Source organism: Anaerovibrio lipolyticus, assembly GCF_021531495.1.
GTDB lineage: Bacteria > Bacillota > Negativicutes > Selenomonadales > Selenomonadaceae > Anaerovibrio.
In genome coordinates this window covers 81,054-101,717 of the sequence record NZ_JADYTY010000004.1, presented here as the reverse complement: position 1 = coordinate 101,717, position 20,664 = coordinate 81,054, and the positions used below count along the sequence as shown (strand labels likewise).

The 20,664-nt window shown below is 42.6% G+C and carries 17 protein-coding genes and 3 tRNA genes; all 20 read right to left on the bottom strand.

Annotated elements, in window-relative coordinates; all coding sequences use genetic code 11:
• Positions 1–408 precede the first annotated feature (408 nt).
• The 20 genes from I6E26_RS03225 to I6E26_RS03130 all read right to left on the bottom strand — a co-directional run bounded on the left by I6E26_RS03225 (position 409) and on the right by I6E26_RS03130 (position 20,578).
• Positions 409–1,482, bottom strand: coding sequence for a Fic family protein (locus I6E26_RS03225; RefSeq protein WP_235320396.1), 1,074 nt, complete (start codon positions 1,480–1,482; stop codon positions 409–411).
• A gap of 300 nt (positions 1,483–1,782) precedes the next feature.
• Entirely contained in the window at positions 1,783–2,376 is a 594-nt protein-coding gene (locus I6E26_RS03220) for a type IV toxin-antitoxin system AbiEi family antitoxin domain-containing protein (protein ID WP_235320395.1), read from the bottom strand.
• 108 nt (positions 2,377–2,484) lie between these two features.
• The gene (locus I6E26_RS03215) at positions 2,485–3,243 is read right to left on the bottom strand and encodes a recombinase family protein (RefSeq protein ID WP_235320394.1); all 759 of its coding nucleotides are present in this window, start codon (positions 3,241–3,243) and stop codon (positions 2,485–2,487) included.
• 71 nt (positions 3,244–3,314) lie between these two features.
• Entirely contained in the window at positions 3,315–4,679 is a 1,365-nt protein-coding gene (gene rlmD, locus I6E26_RS03210) for a 23S rRNA (uracil(1939)-C(5))-methyltransferase RlmD (RefSeq protein ID WP_235320393.1), read from the bottom strand.
• Between the two features lie 144 nt (positions 4,680–4,823).
• The gene (locus I6E26_RS03205; protein ID WP_235320392.1) at positions 4,824–5,987 is read right to left on the bottom strand and encodes a hypothetical protein; all 1,164 of its coding nucleotides are present in this window, start codon (positions 5,985–5,987) and stop codon (positions 4,824–4,826) included.
• A 154-nt stretch (positions 5,988–6,141) separates the two neighbouring features.
• Complete coding sequence (locus I6E26_RS03200; RefSeq protein WP_235320391.1) at positions 6,142–6,813, bottom strand: HAD family hydrolase; 672 nt, start codon at positions 6,811–6,813, stop codon at positions 6,142–6,144.
• A gap of 111 nt (positions 6,814–6,924) precedes the next feature.
• On the bottom strand, positions 6,925–7,458 hold the full coding sequence (locus I6E26_RS03195) for an HD domain-containing protein (protein ID WP_235320390.1): 534 nt from the start codon (positions 7,456–7,458) through the stop codon (positions 6,925–6,927).
• A 43-nt stretch (positions 7,459–7,501) separates the two neighbouring features.
• The gene (gene hisZ, locus I6E26_RS03190; protein WP_235320389.1) at positions 7,502–8,686 is read right to left on the bottom strand and encodes an ATP phosphoribosyltransferase regulatory subunit; all 1,185 of its coding nucleotides are present in this window, start codon (positions 8,684–8,686) and stop codon (positions 7,502–7,504) included.
• A 35-nt stretch (positions 8,687–8,721) separates the two neighbouring features.
• Entirely contained in the window at positions 8,722–9,027 is a 306-nt protein-coding gene (locus tag I6E26_RS03185; protein WP_235320388.1) for a YerC/YecD family TrpR-related protein, read from the bottom strand.
• A gap of 100 nt (positions 9,028–9,127) precedes the next feature.
• Positions 9,128–11,218, bottom strand: a complete 2,091-nt coding sequence (gene recG / locus I6E26_RS03180; RefSeq protein ID WP_235320387.1) for an ATP-dependent DNA helicase RecG — start codon at positions 11,216–11,218, stop codon at positions 9,128–9,130.
• Positions 11,219–11,232: 14 nt separating this feature from the next.
• A complete protein-coding gene (locus I6E26_RS03175; protein WP_235320386.1) occupies positions 11,233–11,946 on the bottom strand; it encodes a PTS sugar transporter subunit IIA in 714 nt (237 codons plus the stop codon).
• A 6-nt stretch (positions 11,947–11,952) separates the two neighbouring features.
• Complete coding sequence (locus I6E26_RS03170; RefSeq protein ID WP_235320385.1) at positions 11,953–12,705, bottom strand: SagB/ThcOx family dehydrogenase; 753 nt, start codon at positions 12,703–12,705, stop codon at positions 11,953–11,955.
• 140 nt (positions 12,706–12,845) lie between these two features.
• Positions 12,846–13,745 carry a protein translocase subunit SecF gene (secF, locus tag I6E26_RS03165; protein ID WP_235320400.1) on the bottom strand — a complete coding sequence of 300 codons (900 nt, stop codon included), beginning with the start codon at positions 13,743–13,745 and terminating at the stop codon, positions 12,846–12,848.
• A gap of 19 nt (positions 13,746–13,764) precedes the next feature.
• On the bottom strand, positions 13,765–15,012 hold the full coding sequence (gene secD / locus I6E26_RS03160) for a protein translocase subunit SecD (protein WP_235320384.1): 1,248 nt from the start codon (positions 15,010–15,012) through the stop codon (positions 13,765–13,767).
• Positions 15,013–15,588, bottom strand: a complete 576-nt coding sequence (locus I6E26_RS03155; protein ID WP_235320383.1) for a 5-formyltetrahydrofolate cyclo-ligase — start codon at positions 15,586–15,588, stop codon at positions 15,013–15,015.
• A 12-nt stretch (positions 15,589–15,600) separates the two neighbouring features.
• Positions 15,601–16,734 carry a tRNA guanosine(34) transglycosylase Tgt gene (gene tgt, locus I6E26_RS03150; protein ID WP_235320382.1) on the bottom strand — a complete coding sequence of 378 codons (1,134 nt, stop codon included), beginning with the start codon at positions 16,732–16,734 and terminating at the stop codon, positions 15,601–15,603.
• A gap of 109 nt (positions 16,735–16,843) precedes the next feature.
• On the bottom strand, positions 16,844–20,257 hold the full coding sequence (locus I6E26_RS03145) for a DNA polymerase III subunit alpha (protein ID WP_235320381.1): 3,414 nt from the start codon (positions 20,255–20,257) through the stop codon (positions 16,844–16,846).
• Positions 20,258–20,341: 84 nt separating this feature from the next.
• Positions 20,342–20,418: transfer RNA gene (locus tag I6E26_RS03140), tRNA-Met, on the bottom strand.
• A 5-nt stretch (positions 20,419–20,423) separates the two neighbouring features.
• Positions 20,424–20,499 (bottom strand) — tRNA-Thr (locus I6E26_RS03135).
• A 3-nt stretch (positions 20,500–20,502) separates the two neighbouring features.
• Positions 20,503–20,578: transfer RNA gene (locus I6E26_RS03130), tRNA-Met, on the bottom strand.
• Positions 20,579–20,664 lie beyond the last annotated feature (86 nt).

The following is a 20,664-nucleotide window of genomic DNA, read 5'->3' as shown; positions in this document are numbered from 1 at the left end:
TGTCTCTATTATACCCCTATTGGGGCTATGTGAAATTCTCATCTTGACTTGCTCTATTTTTATTCTAACATCACATATTTGTTTTTCAAATCCAATATCGGCTGTATTTTTATCTGCCATTTTAGTTTTCCTCCTCTGATGATTTGTAGTTATCAAGCTTTTTTGTAACTCTTTATTCGATAAATACCTACCTATAACTAGCCTCCATTGGTGTTAGATAATTATTGTCTTTACAGAAATTCACAATCCACTTTTCAGCACTTATTTATCTTTCCTTGACAGCAAACATACTGTTTCCACATGCATCGAGATGGTATAGACAATGAAAAGTTACCTTATTTCACAGGGTAGAATGAGTAAACAATGCAATCATATCTACCTACTCCATAGTTGAGTATATCGTTGGAATTATATCTCTTCGGCATCAATCAAAACAATCCATTTGCCATTACGCTTGCCATTTTCTCTAATTATAAAGCCCTTTTGCTGCATTTCAACAGTTTTTCTTTTTACTGTACGCTCCGACAATCCCGTTAACTCAGCTATCTTCTTCTGAGTCACTTTAGAATCTGAAAGTAATATTTTAATAATACTCAATTCATCAATAGTAAATTTCAAAGTGCCATTTTGGCACTTTGAAATATTTGAATTGGCACTTTGAACCAATTTGCCACTAATATGCATTTCTCTGTTATGTAGCTCATGCTTTTCATCCAACAACAGATTTCTTAAAAACAACTCTAGATATTCCGTAGTCTCATGTATGCCGTTCTTCAAATCATTATAATTAGCCCTAACCATGGCATTTCTGAAATACCAAGCATTTTTTGCAAAAATATCATTTGTTGCATCAAATCCCAACATTCTCAAATATTTTATGAAGAATACTGCCGTTGTTCTAGTATTCCCCTCACCAAATATATGAATCTGCCATAGCCTGGATATGAATACAGCCAGATGATGAATAATCTCATCCATACTCAGATTCTTATAGCTGAAGTTCTTCTCCTGCTGGAAATCATAGTCCAATGTAGCGTCCAGTTCTGATGCGCTGCCATATAATACCGTTGCACCATCTAACACCCATTCTTTTTTTGTAATATTATAATCTCTTATTTTTCCGGCATGACTATATATGCCAGTAAACAACTTTCTATGAATGGAAATATATTCATTTGGCGTGAAGCTAAATGCTTTTTCTGACAGTATTTTAGCTATTCGTACTGAAACCTTATCTGCCTCTTCTGTTCTATCGGAACTACTATGCTTTGGATTTTCTTCATAATAGCTATCTAACAGTGTTTGCGCCTCATCAATTGAAATATCGCCCTCAATATTCTTGATAGCTGTTTCTATCAGATATTGTGAAGGTTTTAGGCCATCCACAGCCTGAAGACCAATAGCTGTATGCCAAGCATAGCCTTTATCTTGTGCGCTAGGCTCCGATTGTTTTATATATTCTTCAAAAGGATCATTATTCACAAGATTACCTCCTCGCGTATTTTAGCAACATAGGATAATACCTCATTATCCTATGTTCTTGCTGCTAATTTGTGATAGTTAAATTCTCTCATAAGTTGTCTTTATTTCTCCCAACGCAGCTTTCTTTCTCCCAATTTTATGTCACATTTGGGAGAAATTCAATATACATGGAGTTCAAGAGTGTTACTGCTCCACCCATTTTCGATGGTCTGCTGTGCATACCATATATCCATTATAGTGCTGATATATGTTTTTCTTTTGATAATTTTTTCATTCTAGCTTTTAATTGCATAGCATTCTTCACAGTAACACCTCCAGATAGCTTCTAACACGTTTTTCTACTCTCATCTGTTTTGCATATTCTGACAGTAGCGGTATATTTTTATCACTATACATTATATATCTTTTAAACGCTTCACTAATTACCTGAATATCTGTATTAGCCCTTGTTTGCAAGATATCACATAATGTTTTTTCCATATTGTAGCATTTTACACTATGCTTTCCAGGGGTTTGAACTTGTGTTAAACCAAGGCTATAAAATGGTTCTTTTACCTGTCTACAAATAATTCCTTCCATTTTAGCTCTAGAAACATTATAAGATGCTGGAAAAGTCATGCAATAACTTATCGGAGTACGATCTGTCAAATCTAAGAGAAACAATGCTGTTTCACCTGAGTATATCCCCCTGCCAAATCTTGATTGAAAAGAATACATCTCATCTTCCCAAAGGTCTGCCAAAACATATATACCTCTGTTAGTATTCTCCAGTTTTCCCCTATCTACTAGATATTTAAGGCATCCTCTAGATATATTTGCAGCATCAATCATAGCAGATGTGACCATACCATTGTTATCTTCAGCCATTTTTAGAATTTTATTAATTGCTGTCACACCTATCACTCCTAACCATATCTAAACTTTTATGCTTATTATTTTCTAATAAATAAGCATGAAAGTCAATATCTTTTCCCTATCATTCCTGCAAAATGAAAAAATAGCCTAATCAAAAATATCCACTAAAACATATTCCTCATAAATCACTACCTTCTTTATGTATTTTCTGACAATCTTATCACTATATCCATCTTCAACTGGCATACCACTCCCTTTCAAAGCCTCTATTACATACTCTTGAAGCTGCTGCTCTTTAAGAATTCTCATCTCACATTTACATGCGTCCTTACAATATAATCGCTGGCCACATATCCAAACACAGTATTTTTTTGGCGTATACCTTGTAACACGATAAAACCTACTTCCACACTTACCACATTTACAAAAATCTGACAGGGCATACTTGCTTGCATATATCCTTTTCTTTTCCTGGTACAACATACGCCTTCGCATTATCTCTTTGGAAACTAATTCAAATGTTTCTCTATCTATAATTGCCGGATGAGAATTCTTGATATAATATTGATCTTCCTGACCTTTATTCACTTTTCGCACCTTGTTTAAGGTATCAACTGTGATGGTCTTCTGTGTTAAATTATCACCAATATATTTCTCATTCTGAAGCATTTTTAAAATGGTACTGCTACGCCATCTTTCTTTGCCTGCCCCTGTAAGTATTCCATCAGCTTCAAGACTATTAGCTATATCCCTCGGTGATTTACCAGCAAGATACTCATTAAAAATTTTTCTAACTACAACCACATACTCTACCCTAATGCAAAAAATCAGCATAGCAACATACCCAACTATCGTTTTGAGTATGCTGCCCTGCTGAAATTCACTAAAATGTTGTCTTTCTGGCACAGCATAATCTATTGTTTTTATATGTCTCAAATATGCCGTTAAGCTTTATAGGACAAGGGTTTATGGCATTTTTATTTTCTGTTAATTAGTGCTACGCTCTCCACATGGCTGGTTTGGGCGAACATATCTACCGGCTGGATTTTTTCTGCTTTATACCCCAGCTTTTCCAATATCTCAATGTCCCTGGCTAGTGTTGCAGGGTTGCAGGATACATAGACGATTCTCTTTGGCTTCATATTGGCAAAGGTTTTGAGTACCTGCTCAGTACAACCTGCTCTTGGTGGATCTACCACCACTACATCCGCCCGGATGCCCTGCTGATAAAGCCGTGGCATCACCTTAGTACAATCTCCTACAATAAATTCCGCATTGCGAATATTGTTTTCCCTAGCGTTTTTCTGGGCGTCCCGAATAGCCGGACTTACAATCTCTACACCATAGACTTTTCTCGCCCTTTGGGCTAAATAAAGACTAATAGTTCCAGTACCGCAATAAGCATCAATAACAGTTTCCTGACCGGTAAGCTGGGCATATTCCAAAGCCTTGGCATATAGCCTTTCCGCCTGTCTGGTATTTACCTGGAAGAAAGAACGAGCAGACACATTAAAGGCAAATTTATCTAATCCTGCCTTAATAGTAGGGCTGCCCCATAACACCTTAGTTTCCCGTCCCAAAATCACATTATTTCTATAGGTCTGAATATTCTGCTGCAGGCTTACCATATTAGGCAGACGGTTACGCAGCATTTTGATAATCTCTTTTTCCTTTGACAGCTTAGGAGTAGCAGTTACCAATACCACCATCAGCTTGCCCTTAATGCCAGTACGAGCCACCACATGACGCATTACTCCTGTGTGCCTATCTTCATCATAGACAGGAATCCCCAGCTTTTCTACAACCTCACGCACAGCGGTAATGGCCTCATTATTTACCTGCTCCTGAATCAGACAATGTGAAGCATCTATAATACGATGAGTTCCCTTGGCAAAACAGCCAATAATGGTCTTGCCTTTTTCTCGTCCTACAGGGAAAGCTACCTTATTGCGATAGTTCCAAGGATTCTCCGCCCCCAGGGTAGGCAATGCCTTTAAATTTTTCTGATGACCAATTCTTTCCAAGGCATCCTGTACCTGCTGCTGTTTCAGCTTTAACTGTCCTTTATAGGAGATATGCTGCAGCTGACAGCCACCACATGCTTCATAAATAGGACATTCCGGCTTTACTCTATCCTCACTGGCTTCTATCACCTTCAAAAGTTTGCCAGCAGCATAGGTCTTTTTGACTTCTAAAATTCTTACCTTAACCTTTTCCTGAGGCAGTGCGCCCGGCACAAAGACGGTAAAACCATTATAACGGCCTACACCTTCACCACTGCTGCCCAAACTTCCTATTTCAATCTCGTATTCCTTGCCTGCCTCTACAGGTATTTTTGCCATGTTCTCTCCTCCACAGTTCAACATTTTTACATACATTTGCCATATTTTTTACCCCATGCTAACGGGTGCTAAGGCTCCATCCTCTTAGGAGAGAGTTAAGCACTCGTAAGGCTCTGGATTTATTCGACTAAATTCAGTGGGAGTCTAAAGCTCCCACTGAATAAGTCTCATTTTACTAATCTTAATATTGTAATTAACATTCCGCACAATGCTTTCCAATCTATTTTCTGTTATTCTTCCTGTCCTAACAGCTGTTGCAAAAACATCATATACAGTGTGACTTACAAAATCGCTGCTTAAGTCACTAAAATCCATATTTACAAAATCTATCAGTTGCACCTGCTTTTCATGATTTTTCCTAAATGGCTTCGCTGGCTGATTGGTCGTTATCATTTCAAAATCTGAAACATTATACCACAGGCTGTTGCCATTATCAAAAATAGGTGCAAATCCTTGAAATTCCAGCGTATCCGCATTACGAATAAAGCCAAAATTTCCGTAATGCCTGTCAATATTATTGATAATCCTATCAAATAAAAGCATATTATTTATATCACACTTTTCAATATTTATCCCCAATAATTCTACACAGTGCCAAAAATGTTGCCAAGCATTTTCGTTATTCGTCTTTTTCCTGGCCATAAGAATGTCCACAGCTGGTATATATTCCGTATTCGGCTGGATAAATGTCTCACAAACAGAATATGATTTATTACCAATTTTACAATGTTGATAATCTACATGCTTTAGTTTAAATTTCTCCAGCAGTCTAGCTGCAAACACTTCATTATGTGGCTGTTGGAATAATGGCCCAGAGCCTTGTTTATACAGCAATCTGCTTCCGTTCTCCACACACCAAAACTTTGGCAATTCACCATTAGAGTTGCTATCTGGTGATACAATACTATCATTTAACCACGCATTAGATTCAAAATTTTGCTTAACAAACTCATTGTCAAAAAGATTAATATCCTGCCAATTAATCTCCTCACTCTGAGGTTTAAACCAATATTGATCAGAAAGATTCAAGCCCAGACTTTTATAGGCTGCAGCACTTGGAGTACTAACCTTAAATTTCTCCAAAAATTCTGTAAAAGCACATCTGGATTGTGGTATGCTCCTACAGGCTATCCAATTTTGCAAGGCATCTACGGCAGTAAAATCATTTTTTAGATTAAACTGCACTGGCAGTGGCAAATGTTCCTTTTCCAACACTTTGATACTGCTCATAATTCTACCAGTATCAGCATCAATCTCATATTCTGCTACAGAAATATTTTTGTGCATCAACACAATATTAGTTCCCATTATTTCCCACCTGCCTTCTACAATCCAAAAATCTTATCTCCAAAGTCCATAGCACAGCAATTATTACTATTATAAACAAAAAAATTCGCCTTTACAAGCAGAGGCCCAGCCCTTAGACCTTACACCTCTGCCTGCAAGACGAGTTTGATTTTGTTTATTTCTTTGCCTTGAAATGTACCTGGAACAGCAAATCCGTTGGCTTATCCAACAGCAGCTTGGCTCCGTTCTCCAACAGCTCTTCCTTTTGACGGAAGCCCCACAGAACGCCTACTGGCAAGAACCCCGCATTAACTGCTGTCTGCATATCCACGCCGCTATCTCCTAGATATGCTACCTTGTCTGGCTCTACCCCTAATTCCTTGGTAATCTCCAGCACAGTAGTAGGATCCGGCTTGCGAGGATGTCCTGGCCTATCCCCAATCACCATTTTGAAGGTGCCTGGCTCAAAGAGAATATTAATAATGGTCTTAGCCGCTTCCATTGGCTTGTTGGTACATACCGCCATAGGTATTTCCTTTTCCATCAGTTTGGCCAGCATATCCCTGATACCGCTATAGGCTCTGGTTTTATTCAGCACCTTGCCATTATAAATAGCCCGAAACTTAGCCAATGCCTTTTCATAAAACTCCTTGTCCTGAGCCTGCTTCTCTGGCAAAGCTCTCTCCACCAGTTTAGCGACACCGTTGCCAACAAAGTATTTATAATCCTCTACATTATGGACAGGCAAATCATAGGCTATCAGCATTTCATTACAGCTATCAGCCAGATCATCTATTGAATTAATCAATGTTCCATCCAAATCGAATATTGCAGCTTCGTATTGCATAAAAATCTGCCTCTTTCCTAAAATTTCTCACTACTCTATATTCGCTATAGATAAGCAAAATCCTCTTTTTGGCAGAAATTACTTCCAATTATTTTACATATCTCAAATTTTTCAATTAACGCTATCTGCCTGACGCAATATTTTCCACACTTGAGTCTCTATCTCCGGCAGGCCTGTGGCAGATTTTTTGTGATGTCTAGCTACCACTTTGGCTTCTGACACCATGCCAATATACATCAACATTTCACCGCTAATCTCTCCATGATGATAATAACGATACAAAAGGCCCCGGATATAGCTCTGAGAATCACATCGTCCATAACGTCTGGCCCAAATAGGATGAATCTTGTCCAAAATAACCGCCCAGGTTTTACGAATAGGCCCCATCTGCTTGCCTCGTCCTATATCGTGCAAAAGACAGCAGCGCAAAAGCAAATTTCGATTTTCCTCATTATCCTGACAGCTAGCCCACAGGGCTTCCGCTGTATACATTACTTGTAGGCTGTGGCGCTGATCCCCTCTATTCATACCATAAAAAAATTCTCTTGCCTTTGGTGGCAAAATCTTCTCTATGCGCAAACGCTCTTCACTATTGGGGCCTTGGGCCATAACCCCTGCCACAAACTGCTTTATTCTATAAAACATAAGGTTTCCTGCCCTTCTTTCAGCAGCCGCCCCTTTTATCATTTTACTTAATGAAAACCAATTCCTTGTAGCCTTTTTCCTGTCTGTAAGCATCCGCCTCCAGTTCCAGGCAGGCAGACATGGCCAGTTCACAGGTTTTGCCCTGATTTCTCAGATCCTGCACCAGCTTGATAGCCTCCTGCTGTTTGCCAGGAACATAGGCCACATAAACATTCTTTGCAATTGCAGGCTTGGCCAATCCCTGTCGTTCCAAGGAAAGCAGGATACGCTCAATACCTACCGCAAAGCCAGTTGCTGGCAATGCCCGACCAAAATCCGTCAACATATGGTCATAACGGCCGCCGCCACAGAGAGGATAGCCCAGCCCTGGAGTATAAGCCTCAAATACCATACCGCTGTAATAGCTGAAATCTCTAATAACACCCAAATCAAAGGTAATATACTGAGCTACACCATATGCCTCCAGTAATTCATAAATCTCGGTCAAATTATCCAAGGCCCGGCGGGACTGCTCATTCATGGCCATATTATAGGCCTTATACAGCACCTTCCTATCGCCGTGAAGCAAAGGCAGCTGTTTTACCATAGCCTTGGCGGCCTCTGGCAGCTCTGTATTGTCCACAATAGCATTCAACGCCACCAAATCACGACTTTCGATGGCCTGCTTTATCTGCTCCTGCTGCTTAGGCAGAATACAGCACTGCTGCATTAAGCCGTTAATAAACTCTACCTGGCCCAGACAAATCTGAAAATCCTTTAGCCCTGCCTCCTGCATAATGGAAACAGCCAAAGCTATAACCTCTGCATCTGCAGTTGCCTTGGAACTGCCAATCAGCTCCACACCAGCCTGATGAAATTCGCACTGCCGGCCAGTCTGAGTCTTTTCGTATCTGAAAACACTGCTGATATAGGACAATTTGTATGGCAGCAAATCATCCACCAATCTGCTGGCCACTACACGAGCAATAGGAGTAGTCATTTCATACCGAAGGGCCATAGTACGATTCTCTTTGTCAAACAGCTTGAACATCTTTGATTCAAGATTGCTGCCATTACCCATAGTAAGGGTGTCCAGAAACTCAATCGTAGGAGTAGCTACCTCATCATATCCCCAGCGCTTGAAGGTTTCCGCGATTTTTCCTTCAATGGCCCGCTTCTCTGCTGCTTCTCTAGGCAAAAAATCTCTGGTGCCATATGGTATTTCCAAAACTAAATCCTTGTTGCTCATATTACAAAATCTCCCTTAAAACCATTGGTTATCCGTTATTTTTCCGACTCATCCAGTCCAAGGCGGTCAAAAACCAGATTATAGCCGTCTGCGCCGTAATTAAGACATCTCTTTACCCGGCTGATAGTTGCCGTACTAGCTCCTGTGCGGCTAACTATTTCATCATAAGTATGACGATTCTGCAGCATCTTGGCTACCTCCAGACGCTGAGACATAGCCTTCAGCTCGCTAATAGTACATATATCCTCAAAAAACTGATAACACTCATCAATCGTTTTCAGTTTCAGCACTGCTTTGCACAGCTGGTCATTCAGTTCATCTTTTAGCTTTGGATTTACCACCTAAGCCACCTCCCATATCTCCATTACTTTCATGCTTTACATTACGAAAATCAACAAAATATATTATAGCATACTACTTTCACAAAATAAAGCGTTAAAATTAATTTTCCATGATATTCATAAACTGCTCCTGATATTGCAGCCGCAGAGCTGGCAAAACCCTGCTCATATATTCCGGCCTATCCACAGATTCCAGGGCTGCCCTTCTAGCCTGCAGCAAAATATCTATATCCCGCTCCACATCAGCCATTTTCAAATCCGGCAAGCCATGCTGCATAGAGCCAAAGAACTGTCCTGGTCCTCTCAGCTTCAAATCCTCCTCAGCCAAAACAAAACCGTCGGTAGTGCTCTCCATAATCTCCATTCTGCGGCGGGCATTTTCTGTTTTCCCATCTGATACCAGAATACAATAGGAAGCATATTCTCCTCGTCCAATACGTCCTCGTAGCTGATGTAGCTGAGACAAACCAAATTGCTGGGCATGCTCCACCACCATAATACTGGCATTAGGCACATTAACGCCCACCTCAATAACTGTGGTAGCCACCAAGAGCTTTATCTTCCCTTGATAAAACTCCTCCATAATGGCTTCCTTTTCCTTCTGCTTCAACTTGCCATGAACCAGACCGCAGGAAATACCTGCAAATATTCCCTGGGACAATTCCTCGTACACATCCTGAGCTGAGGACAATCTACTTTCCTCCTTGGATTCAATCAAAGGACACACCACATAGGCCTGCCGTCCCTTGGCAATTTCTTCCAGCACAAATTTGTAGATAAGTTCTCTCCTATCCTCCCCCCGGACAAAGGTACGAATGGGTTTTCGCCCCGGCGGCAGCTGATGAATCATTGATACATCCAAATCCCCATATACAGTTAGTGTCAAGGTTCGAGGTATAGGAGTAGCCGTCATAACCAGCACATCAGGCAGAGCATCTCCCTTTTGTTCCAGCAAGGCTCTTTGATTAATACCGAAGCGATGCTGTTCATCTGTAATGGCCAAGCCCAAGGCAGCAAACTGCACCTCATCCTGAATCAGGGCATGGGTACCAATTACAATATCAATTTCATGCTTAGCCAGCTTTTCGTAAATTCCCCGGCGCTTACCTATACTAAGCCGACCGGATAAAAGGGCCACTCTTACCCCCAATGGCTCCAGCAGGTGGCAAAAATCCTCATAGTGCTGATGAGCCAGTATTTCTGTAGGAGCCATTAAAACCCCCTGAAAACCATTTTCCACAGTTTTTACCAATGCCAGCATAGCCACCACTGTTTTACCAGAGCCTACATCACCCTGCAGCAATCTTCGCATAGGCACATAGCTCTCCATATCATTGCAAATATCCTGCCAAACCTTTTGCTGGTCATTAGTTAGCTGAAAAGGCAAAGCCTGAAACAGCTGTCTTACCAAATAGCCATTAACACGATGACAGATACCCTGTCTCTGCTCCTGACTTTGTTTTTTTAACAGCAGCAGGCCACATTGTATTAAATACAGCTCCTCAAAAGCCAGCCGATATCTGGCCTGCCTTAAAGTCTGGGCATTGGTAGGATAATGAACCTGTCTAACGGCCTGATTTCGCTCCAGTAAATGATATTGCTGACAAATATCTGCAGGAATTACCTCTGGCAGTTCCCAACTATCTTCCTGAGAATTATCTGCCATTCCCTCCAACAGTTGAGTCGTAAGCTGCCGCATGAATTTTTGATTTATTTTATCCGTGATGCTATATACAGGCAAAATACCACATTTGTCCTCTGTTCCATCCTCCTCAGCAAGAATTTCCCAAGAAGAAAGCTGACTCATGGCAAAACTGCCCTGCCCGCCATAGGCATAGGTAATTTTGCCTGTAGCAAAAATCCTACTGCCTACCTTCAGCTTGTCCTTAAGAAATTTCTGATTAAACCAGGTAATTTGCAAATACCCTGTACCATCCGAAATAAAGGCAGTTAAAATAGTCATGCGCCGTCGTGCTGCCTGCCGTTCCTGAATCCCTGTAATCACTCCTGATACAGTAGCAGTTTCCCCAGCCTGTAGATTGGCTATAGCCGTAACCACGCTTTGATCTTCATAGCTGCGAGGAAAATATGTAAGCAGGTCAAAGAGGGTGCAGATTCCCATATGCTGCAACTGCTGCAGCTTTCTGGGGCCTACACCCTTCAATATATCTATTGGTTCTGTCAAATCCATATGCAAAAAATCTCCTAGTGACCGATAAACATGGCGATGCTGACAAAAATTACCACCATCAGGGCTGTCAAAGCCACGAAACCACCAATGAGCTTAGGCCAATTGCCTTTATCCTTCAAAAAATCCATAGCATCACTTTCCGCCGATGCGGCAGATGACTTTTTGACAGGCTTATCTGAGGCAGTTTTCCTTGTCTCTTCATTGGCATTGCCAGCTATATTTTGTTCCTTTTGGCTAGCCTCATATCTTTCCAAGGCCTCCAGATCAATAACAGTCATAACCGCTCCGGAACCAGCCTGTACATGCCCACTGGCAGGCTCTATTTTTTTGCCCTCCAGTCCACCGCAGATAATAATCGCCATAATTGGATTAATATCCCTTTTTTTCAGCTCTGCCATATTAAATTCTGCAATCATATCTCCGGCCTGAACTCTGTCATTTACCTTGACATGAACAGCACAGCAATCCTTCTGCATTTTACTATCAACCCCCAGATGCATTAGGATCTCCAATCCATCATCTGTAGTGAAGCCAAAGGCATGCTTATCCTCAGCTACCACGCTTACATAGCCATTAACTGGACTGAACATGGTTCCATCCTCTGGCACAATGGCTACGCCATCTCCCATCATTCGCTCTGCATAAATGGGATCAGGTACCTGACTCAAATCTACAACGCTGCCAGTCATTGGTGCAAATATAGAACTACTGTAACGATTGTCCCCCATAATCCTTCACCCTAATCTATATTTATTTTTTCCTGTATGAGCTGCATAGACCACAAATTCCTTATCTCCATCCAGCCCTAACAGATTATTTATCTCTACATCATTAAAATGCCCAATAGCGCAAGTACCCACATCAATGGTATAGCCTGCCAGATAAAGGTTCTGACACACATGGCCTGCATCTATATACAAATACTGCAAGGCTCTGCCTCCAAAAGCATATTCCATACGCTCCAGCACTGCTGCCCAAATAAAGGTAACGGCAGACTGATTATACATATTCACCTTGTTAAATCCAGTAGCCAGCTTTTCCTTTACCTGTGGCCCCAGCTCTATAGGCAGCAAGGCGTGCTCAAGGGCCAAAAAACGATATAAACCAGGTTCCAGCCCCTCCACCTTGTCAATATAAAGATAGGTTTCAAAGGCATTGCGAGCACCAGCAGAAGGCACAGTTCGCTTGGTAGCACCACCCTGCATAATCATTTTTACTCCCTGGGTACACCAGAGTAGATAGCTTAATTCCTTCATAGTCAATGGCTCTGGGCTATATTCCCGCACCGTAGACCTAAGCTCCATCAGCTCCAAAAAGCTTACCTGATGATCCTCCAAAAAATCCGGTTCCGGCAACGGAATCAGCTGTGCCTCGGGAGGATATGGCTTCTGAATAGGGGGAGCACCTAGATGCTTCACCTTTGCTGTATGCAAATTGTTTTTGACCAACCCATTTTCTCTAAATTTGTGGAATAATTCCATATCCATAGCCTACCCCGCCTTACTTTATAAAAAACGCACATAACATACTAATTTTGTCACATATATATTATAGCAAAATTTTTTCTCTGATAAAAGATAAAAAAATAGCGGATAGGCCGAAGCCTGTCCGCTATCTATAAATTGAATTAAATCTTTTTGGCAGGGAACCTGTTCTTCAAAACAACCCACAATGGGCTGGCTATAAAGATGGAAGAATAAGAACCACTGAAGAAACCTATCAGCAAAGCGAAGGAGAAATCCTTGGTGGTATCTCCCCCGAAGAAGTACAAAGCAAAGGTTGTAAACAATACGGTAAATACTGTGTACAAAGAACGGGTAAGAGTCTGATAGATACTTCTATTAGCCAGCTCGTTCAAATCTCCGCCTCTCTTGAAGTGAAGGCGCTGATTCTCTCGAATACGGTCAAATATAACAATAGTATCGTTGATGGAATAACCGATAATGGTCAAAATCGCTGCCACAAAGCTGGAATCCACCTGCTTCTGCAGGAAGGAGAACACTGACAAAACAATCAATACATCATGTATCAAGGTCAGAATAGCAGCTATACCAAAACGCCATTCAAAGCGATAGGATACGTAGAGAATAATCAAAATCCAGGAAATAACTGTGGCCATCAAAGCATCAGTTATCAGCTCGCCGCCAATAGTGGCACCAACCTTTTCCTCACGGAGAACAGTATAATCGCCAATCTCATCCTTCAGGCTGGCCATAACAGCCTTGCGTTCATTCTCCTCCAGATCCATAGTACGAATCATTACATCCTTGGATGCCTCTACATTGCTAACATCACCAGACAGCTGAATAGTAGCATTATCAAGATTGTATTCTCGCAATACATCACGAACCTGAGGCAGGGTAACTTCCTGCTGGAACTCCATTTCAATAATGGTACCGCCTGTAAAATCAATACCAAAGTTAAAGCCCTTGGTAAACATGCAGAAAATACCAGGGATAATAATCAGCAGGGAAATAGCAAACCAAAGCTTAGAACGCTTCAGTATATCAAAGCGAATCTTGGGCAGATTCTGCTGTACCTTCATCTTAGCCAAGCTGCTTCACCTCTTTCTCTGCCTGTGGCTTCTTATTGATACCATATACCCACGGATTCTTGATTACATTGGCTGCAATCAGATTCTTGGTCATGAACTGAGTCAAGGTAATAGCAGTAAACATGGATATAATAACACCAAGACCCAAGGTAATAGCAAAACCACGAATACTGCCTGTACCAAAGCAGAACAGCACTGCAGAAGCAATGATAGTGGTTATATTGGAGTCAAAAATAGTGGTAAAAGCTCGGGAGAAGCCTGCATCCATAGACAGACGCAAGGTCTTACCGCTAAGGTACTCCTCCTTGAAATGCTCAAATATCAATACGTTGGCATCTACCGCCATACCAATAGACAGGATAATACCTGCTACACCTGGCAAGGTCAAGGTAGCATCTAAAAGCTTCAATACAAATAACAGAATAACAACGTAAGCCATCAAGCTAATATCAGCCACAACACCGGAAAGGCGATAGAACAGAGCCATAAACAGCACTACTGCACCAAGGCCGATAGTAAAGGCAAAGACAGATTTATCCTTGGAATCCTGACCAAGGGTAGGTCCTACAGTGCGAGTCTCAATAATATTAACCTTAACAGGCAGGGAACCACTTCTCAGAAGAATAGCTAGATTATGAGCCTCCTCCAAGGTCTTGTTACCAGTAATAACAGCCTTACCGCCAGTAATAGCCTCATTGACACGAGGAGCAGTCAGCACCTCGCCATCCAACAGAATAGCAATGGTACGGCCTACATTCTGGCTGGTAAGGGTGGCAAACTTCTCTGCTCCCTCTGGGCTGAACTCCAAGCCTACCACATTCTGTCCCTGCTGGTCAGTCTGCTCTCTAGCATCCTTCAAATCAGTACCGGTAAGAACGGTTTCCCCTTCCTCGGTTTTGAACTCCAGCATAGCTGTCTTACCAATAACCTGGATAGCCTTATCCGGGTCCTTGATACCTGGCAGCTCAATAATAATCCTGCGTTCACCCTGACGCTGTACAATAGGCTCTGCCAAGCCCAGCTCGTTAACACGCTTTTCCATAATGCGTACTACGCGCTCCATAGCATCCTCATTAACTGTGGCCTCTGGCGTATCCTCCGCCTCCAGCACCACATGAGTACCACCCTGCAAGTCCAAACCCTGACGGATGGACATTGCCAGAGGGCTGACAAAGGTGAAGAATACAGCAACAATAATCACAACTGCTGCTAGAAGCTTCAGCAAACTGTCTTTCCTCAACTACCTCAAATCCTCTCTTGTATAAATTTTGTTTTCGGTAAATATATAATCTACCTGCTGATCATGCTCCTCCACAGGCAGGCTGTCAAAAATCTGACATTCATAGGCCAGAGCCACCTTGCTCACAGAGGTATCCTGCAAAAAGCGATCATAGAAACCGCCTCCCATGCCGATACGATGACCAGCTGTATCAAATGCCGTTCCCGGCACAATCACCAAATCAATAGCATCTCCAGATAGAAAACGCTTACTAGACTCTGGAACCGTGGGAATACCATATATCCCCAGCACCAGAGCTTCTATTTTAGCCAAAACCGCTGCCTCCATCATGCCTTTAACAGCATCTGTAATATAAGGCACAGTCAGCAGCTTTTTATCCTCCATAGCTTTTTGGAGAATTTCCAGAGTATGTACCTCATCCTCTGAGGCTACATAGCAGAAGATAACCTTTGCCTGCTGAAACAACTGACTGTGGCACAATTTATCTGCTATTAATTTACTCTTTAACTGGCGGTCACTGGCTGTTAACCCCCGTCTGCCAGCCAAGCCCTGACGTCGCATAGCTTTTTTATCCATAGCATTTACCCATTAGCCAATAGGCTTTTTGGCGTTGTAATTATACTGATCCAAAAATTCCCGGCGGAACTGGCCAAATCTATCCTCAATAATAGACTGGCGCATAGCTCTGGTAAATCTCTGGAGGAAGCGGAGATTATGAATGGACAACAATCGCAAACCAAAAATCTCATTAGCCCGCACCAGATGTCTGATATAAGCCCGGCTGTAATTACGGCAGGCATAGCAATCACAATCTTCTTCAATAGGACGGAAATCGTGAGTGTATTCGCTGTTCTTCATAACCATACGGCCCTGCCAGGTCATAGCTGTACCATTACGGGCTACTCGTGTAGGGAATACACAGTCAAACATATCAATACCATGCATAACTCCCTCCACCAGACAATCTGGAGTGCCTACACCCATCAGATAGCGTGGCTTGTTGGCAGGCAGCTGTTCTACAGTGTGATCCAGCATTTCATACATAAGCTCCTTTGGCTCTCCCACGCTAAGACCGCCTATGGCATAACCTGGGAAGTCCAGCTCTATCAGTTCCTGAGCACTCTGAGTTCTCAGTTCCTTGAACATACCACCCTGAACTATGCCAAACAGTCCCTGATGTGGGCTGGTCATATATTCCTTACAGCGCTTGGCCCAACGGGTAGTCCGCTCTGTAGAGGCCTTGGTATAGGCAAAATCCGCAGGATAAGGAATACATTCATCAAAGGCCATAACAATATCAGAGCCTAAATCCATCTGAACCTGCATGGATACCTCTGGGGAAAGGAATTTCTTGGAACCATCAATATGAGATCTAAAGGTTACACCTTCTTCGGTAATCTTCCGCAAATCTCCCAGACTGAACACCTGAAACCCACCGCTGTCAGTCAGAATAGCTCCATCCCAGTTCATAAACTTATGCAGGCCGCCAGCCTCCTTGACCAATGCGGAGCCTGGTCTAAGGAAAAGATGGTAGGTATTGCTGAGGATAATGCCACCCCCCAGTTCCTTTACCTCTTCCGGAGATACGCCCTTTACAGAGCCTTGAGTTCCTACCGGCATAAAAATAGGTGTAGGAAAGCTCCCATGAGGTGTATGGATAATGCCGGCCCTGGCTCCGGTAGCAGGATCCTGCTTAATTAATTCATAAGTAATCGCAGGCAAGTTAACGCCTCACTTTCATCTAAATTTCATATACTTTAACTGTTCTATGATAACATAAAATTTCTTTTCTTTCAATGGCGAACCCTGCCATACCGCAAAGCTTCTATTTTTACCTTTGCCGGATATTATCTTCCCCCAGCAATTTCTTTATTTTGTCCACGGCTTCCTGAGAACCATCCAACCAATATTTTTTTTCATTCATGGTCAGCTTTTTTGTACCATAATAATAAATATAAACCACACAATTACCATGATGCTGCTGGAAGATTTCCTGCAAAGCCTGATAGATTTCCGGTTTTTCCTGCTCTGGCCGCAGAGCAATATAGTAATCCGGCATATATTCCTCCATAGGAATAATACTATCGGCTACCAACTGAATTTTGTCCCGCTCATCATCGCTAAAATCCACTCGGCCTATAATAACCACAGCTGTATCAGGCTCCGTATTGTGCATAGAGGCATAAAATACCTTGGGGAATACCACCACCCGAATGTTGTGGCTATAGTCCTCCAGCCGCAGGAAGCACATCATATCTCCCTTTTTAGTAGTGCGGCGGACACATTCCCGGATAGTACCTGCCAGCTTGATTTTCTTTTTATCTGGCACCTGGCCATCCACCACCTGGCTGATAGGTGTAAGACCAGATATTTTATCCCGATATTTATCCAGAGGATGACCAGTAATGTAAAAGCCGGTTATTTCCTTTTCCCAAGCCAGCAATATATCCTTAGAGACTTCCGGAATATCCGGCAGCTTGATTTCTGCCGCCTCCTGTACTTCCTCTTCCCCAAAAAGTCCCAGCTGACCTGTGGCCTGCTCCTTCTGCACAGCCGCAGCTGCATCTATAATCCGGGGCGCTGCCTGCAAAAGCTGGGAACGACGATAGCCCAAGGAATCAAAACAGCCACAGCGAATAAAATTCTCTATATGCCTTTTATTAATGGCATGCATATCCACTCTGGTGCAAAAATCCATAAGAGAGGTAAATTCGCCATTTTTCTCCCGTTCTGTTACCATTACAGACAGGGCACCCTCTCCTACATTCTTAATAGCCGCCAGACCAAATCTGATAGCTTCACCATCTACGCTGAAAGTCACCTGGCTGGCATTAATATCCGGTGGCAATATCTCAATGTCCATATGGCGGCACTGCTCTATATAACTGCTAACCTTGTCTGTATTATCCATAATGCTGGTCAGCATGGCTGCCATAAATTCCGCAGGATAATTAGCTTTCAAATAGGCTGTCTGCCAAGCCACCCAGGCGTAAGCGGCACTATGGGATTTGTTAAAGCCATAATCAGCAAAATGAGTCAGCAAGTCAAAAATTCTCACCGCCAAATCATCATCAATGCCTTTTTCTGCTGTACCCTTCAGAAAATTTTCCTTCTGTGCCATTAGAATAGCTGCCTTTTTCTTACCCATAGCACGGCGCAGCAAATCCGCCTGGCCCAGGCTAAAGCCTGCCAATACCTGCACAATCTGCATAACCTGCTCCTGATACAGCACCACGCCAAAGGTTTCCTTCAAAATAGGCTCCAACAAAGGATGCAGATATACCACTTCCTTTTCCCCATGACGGCCCTGAATAAAATCATCCACCATGCCGCTGCCTAAAGGCCCTGGACGATATAGAGCTACCAAAGGTATCAAATCCGTAAAGCCCTCTGGCTTCAAATCCCGCATGATTCTAGTCATACCTGCTGACTCCATCTGAAATACAGCACTGGTACCACCGTCACAAAGCATGGCGCAGGTCTTAGCATCATTATGAGGAATTTTCCGCAAATCTATGTCTATATTATGAGTTTTTTTGATGTTTTTTACAGCATCATCCATAACCGTTAGAGTGCGCAGGCCCAGAAAGTCCATTTTCAACAAGCCCAATTCCTCTACCAAATCCTTTTCAAACTGAGTAACCAAGGCGCCATCGGCAATCATTACAGGCATATAATCCGTAATGGGATTGCGGGCTATTACCACTCCTGCCGCATGCTTGCCACAGTTCCGCCGCAATCCTTCCACCCGCTTGGCCATATCCACCAGCCGCTGCACATTGGCATCCTCATTGTATAACTGCCGAAAGGACTCCACTGTATTCAGGGTTCCCTCTAGAGTAACCTTGGGACCTGATGGTATTAGCTTAGCTACTCTATCTCCCTCTGCATAGGGCATACCCATAGCTCTGGCCACATCCCGAATTGCATTCTTGGCCTTTAAAGTACCAAAGGTGATAATCTGGCTAACATGGTCCTCACCATAACGGCGCTTTACGTATTCTATAACCTCTTCCCGCCGTACATAGCAAAAATCAATATCAATATCTGGCATGGTAACTCGCTCTGGATTAAGAAAACGCTCAAAGAGCAAATCGTATTCCAAGGGATCCAAATCTGTTATTCCCAAAGCATAGGCCACAATACTGCCAGCAGCAGAGCCTCGTCCCGGCCCTACAGGAATCTTAACACTACGGGCATAATTAATAAAATCCCAAACAATCAAAAAATAGCTGTCAAAGCCCATGCTGTGAATAACCCCTAGCTCGTATTCCAACCGCTGCTTTACCTCTGGAGTAATCACATCATATTTTTCTGGCAGATTGTCCTCACACAGCTTCCGCAGATACATTTCATCTGTCATACCCTCTGGCAAAGGGAACAATGGCAAATGACGATGATCAAAATCAAATTCCACATGACAGCGGGAAGCTATCTTCACAGTATTGGCAATAGCCTCTGGATATTCACGAAAAATTCCCGCCATTTCCTCTGGTGATTTGAGATAATAATCATCACTGGAAAACTTCATTCTATTAGGATCATCCAAGTTTTTACCTGTCTGAATACAAAGCAGCACCTCATGGAACTCACTATCCTCTTTTTTCAGATAATGAGCATCATTGGTGGCTACCAGGCCTAGATTGTATTTCTTGGCCAAGGGAATAATGCCATCCATAGCAATTTTTTCCTCAGCCATACCATGATTCTGAATTTCAATAAAATAATTCTCTGGTCCAAAAATTTCCAGATATTCCTGAAGAGCCTTTTCCGCCCGGTACATATCCCCACGAATTATCCAGGCCGGCACCTCTCCGGCAATACAGGCGCTTAGACAGATTAACCCCTTGCTATACTTGCGCAAAAGCTCCTTGTCCACTCTTGGCTTGTAATACATCCCCTCTGTATTGGCTCTGGACACCAGCTGAACCAGATTTTTATACCCTTCATTATTCTCTGCCAAAAGAATCAAATGATAATATCTGGTGCCCTCTACCTCATACTGCTCATGTCTATCTCTAGGAGCTACATAAACCTCACAGCCGATAACAGGATTAACCCCTTCTGCCTTGCAGGTCTTGTAAAAATCCATAATGCCAAACATATTGCCATGATCTGTAATAGCAATATATTCCATGCCCATTTCCTTGACTCTGGCCACAAGAGGCTTGATTCTATTAGCTCCATCCAAAAGGCTGTACTCTGTATGTACATGTAGATGGGCAAAGGGAATATTCTCAGACATAAAGACAAACCTCCTCCAGATTACGATAATATAGCAAAAGAACCGCCTCCTGATAAAATCAGGCAGACGGTTCGAACTTTCAAATGGTGGCTGCGAAGAGATTTGAACTCCTGACACTCCGGGTATGAACCGAATGCTCTAGCCAACTGAGCTACGCAGCCAAAAATGGAGCTGATAACCAGAGTTGAACTGGTGACCTCATCCTTACCAAGGATGCGCTCTACCTACTGAGCTATATCAGCAATTGGTTGCGGGAAGAGGACTCGAACCTCTGACCTTCGGGTTATGAGCCCGACGAGCTACCTACTGCTCCATCCCGCGATGTAGGTCAGTGCTTAAACAAGCACCGAACAATTTGATATTATATCAGCATGCAACACCTTTGTCAAATATTTTCTAAAATTTAT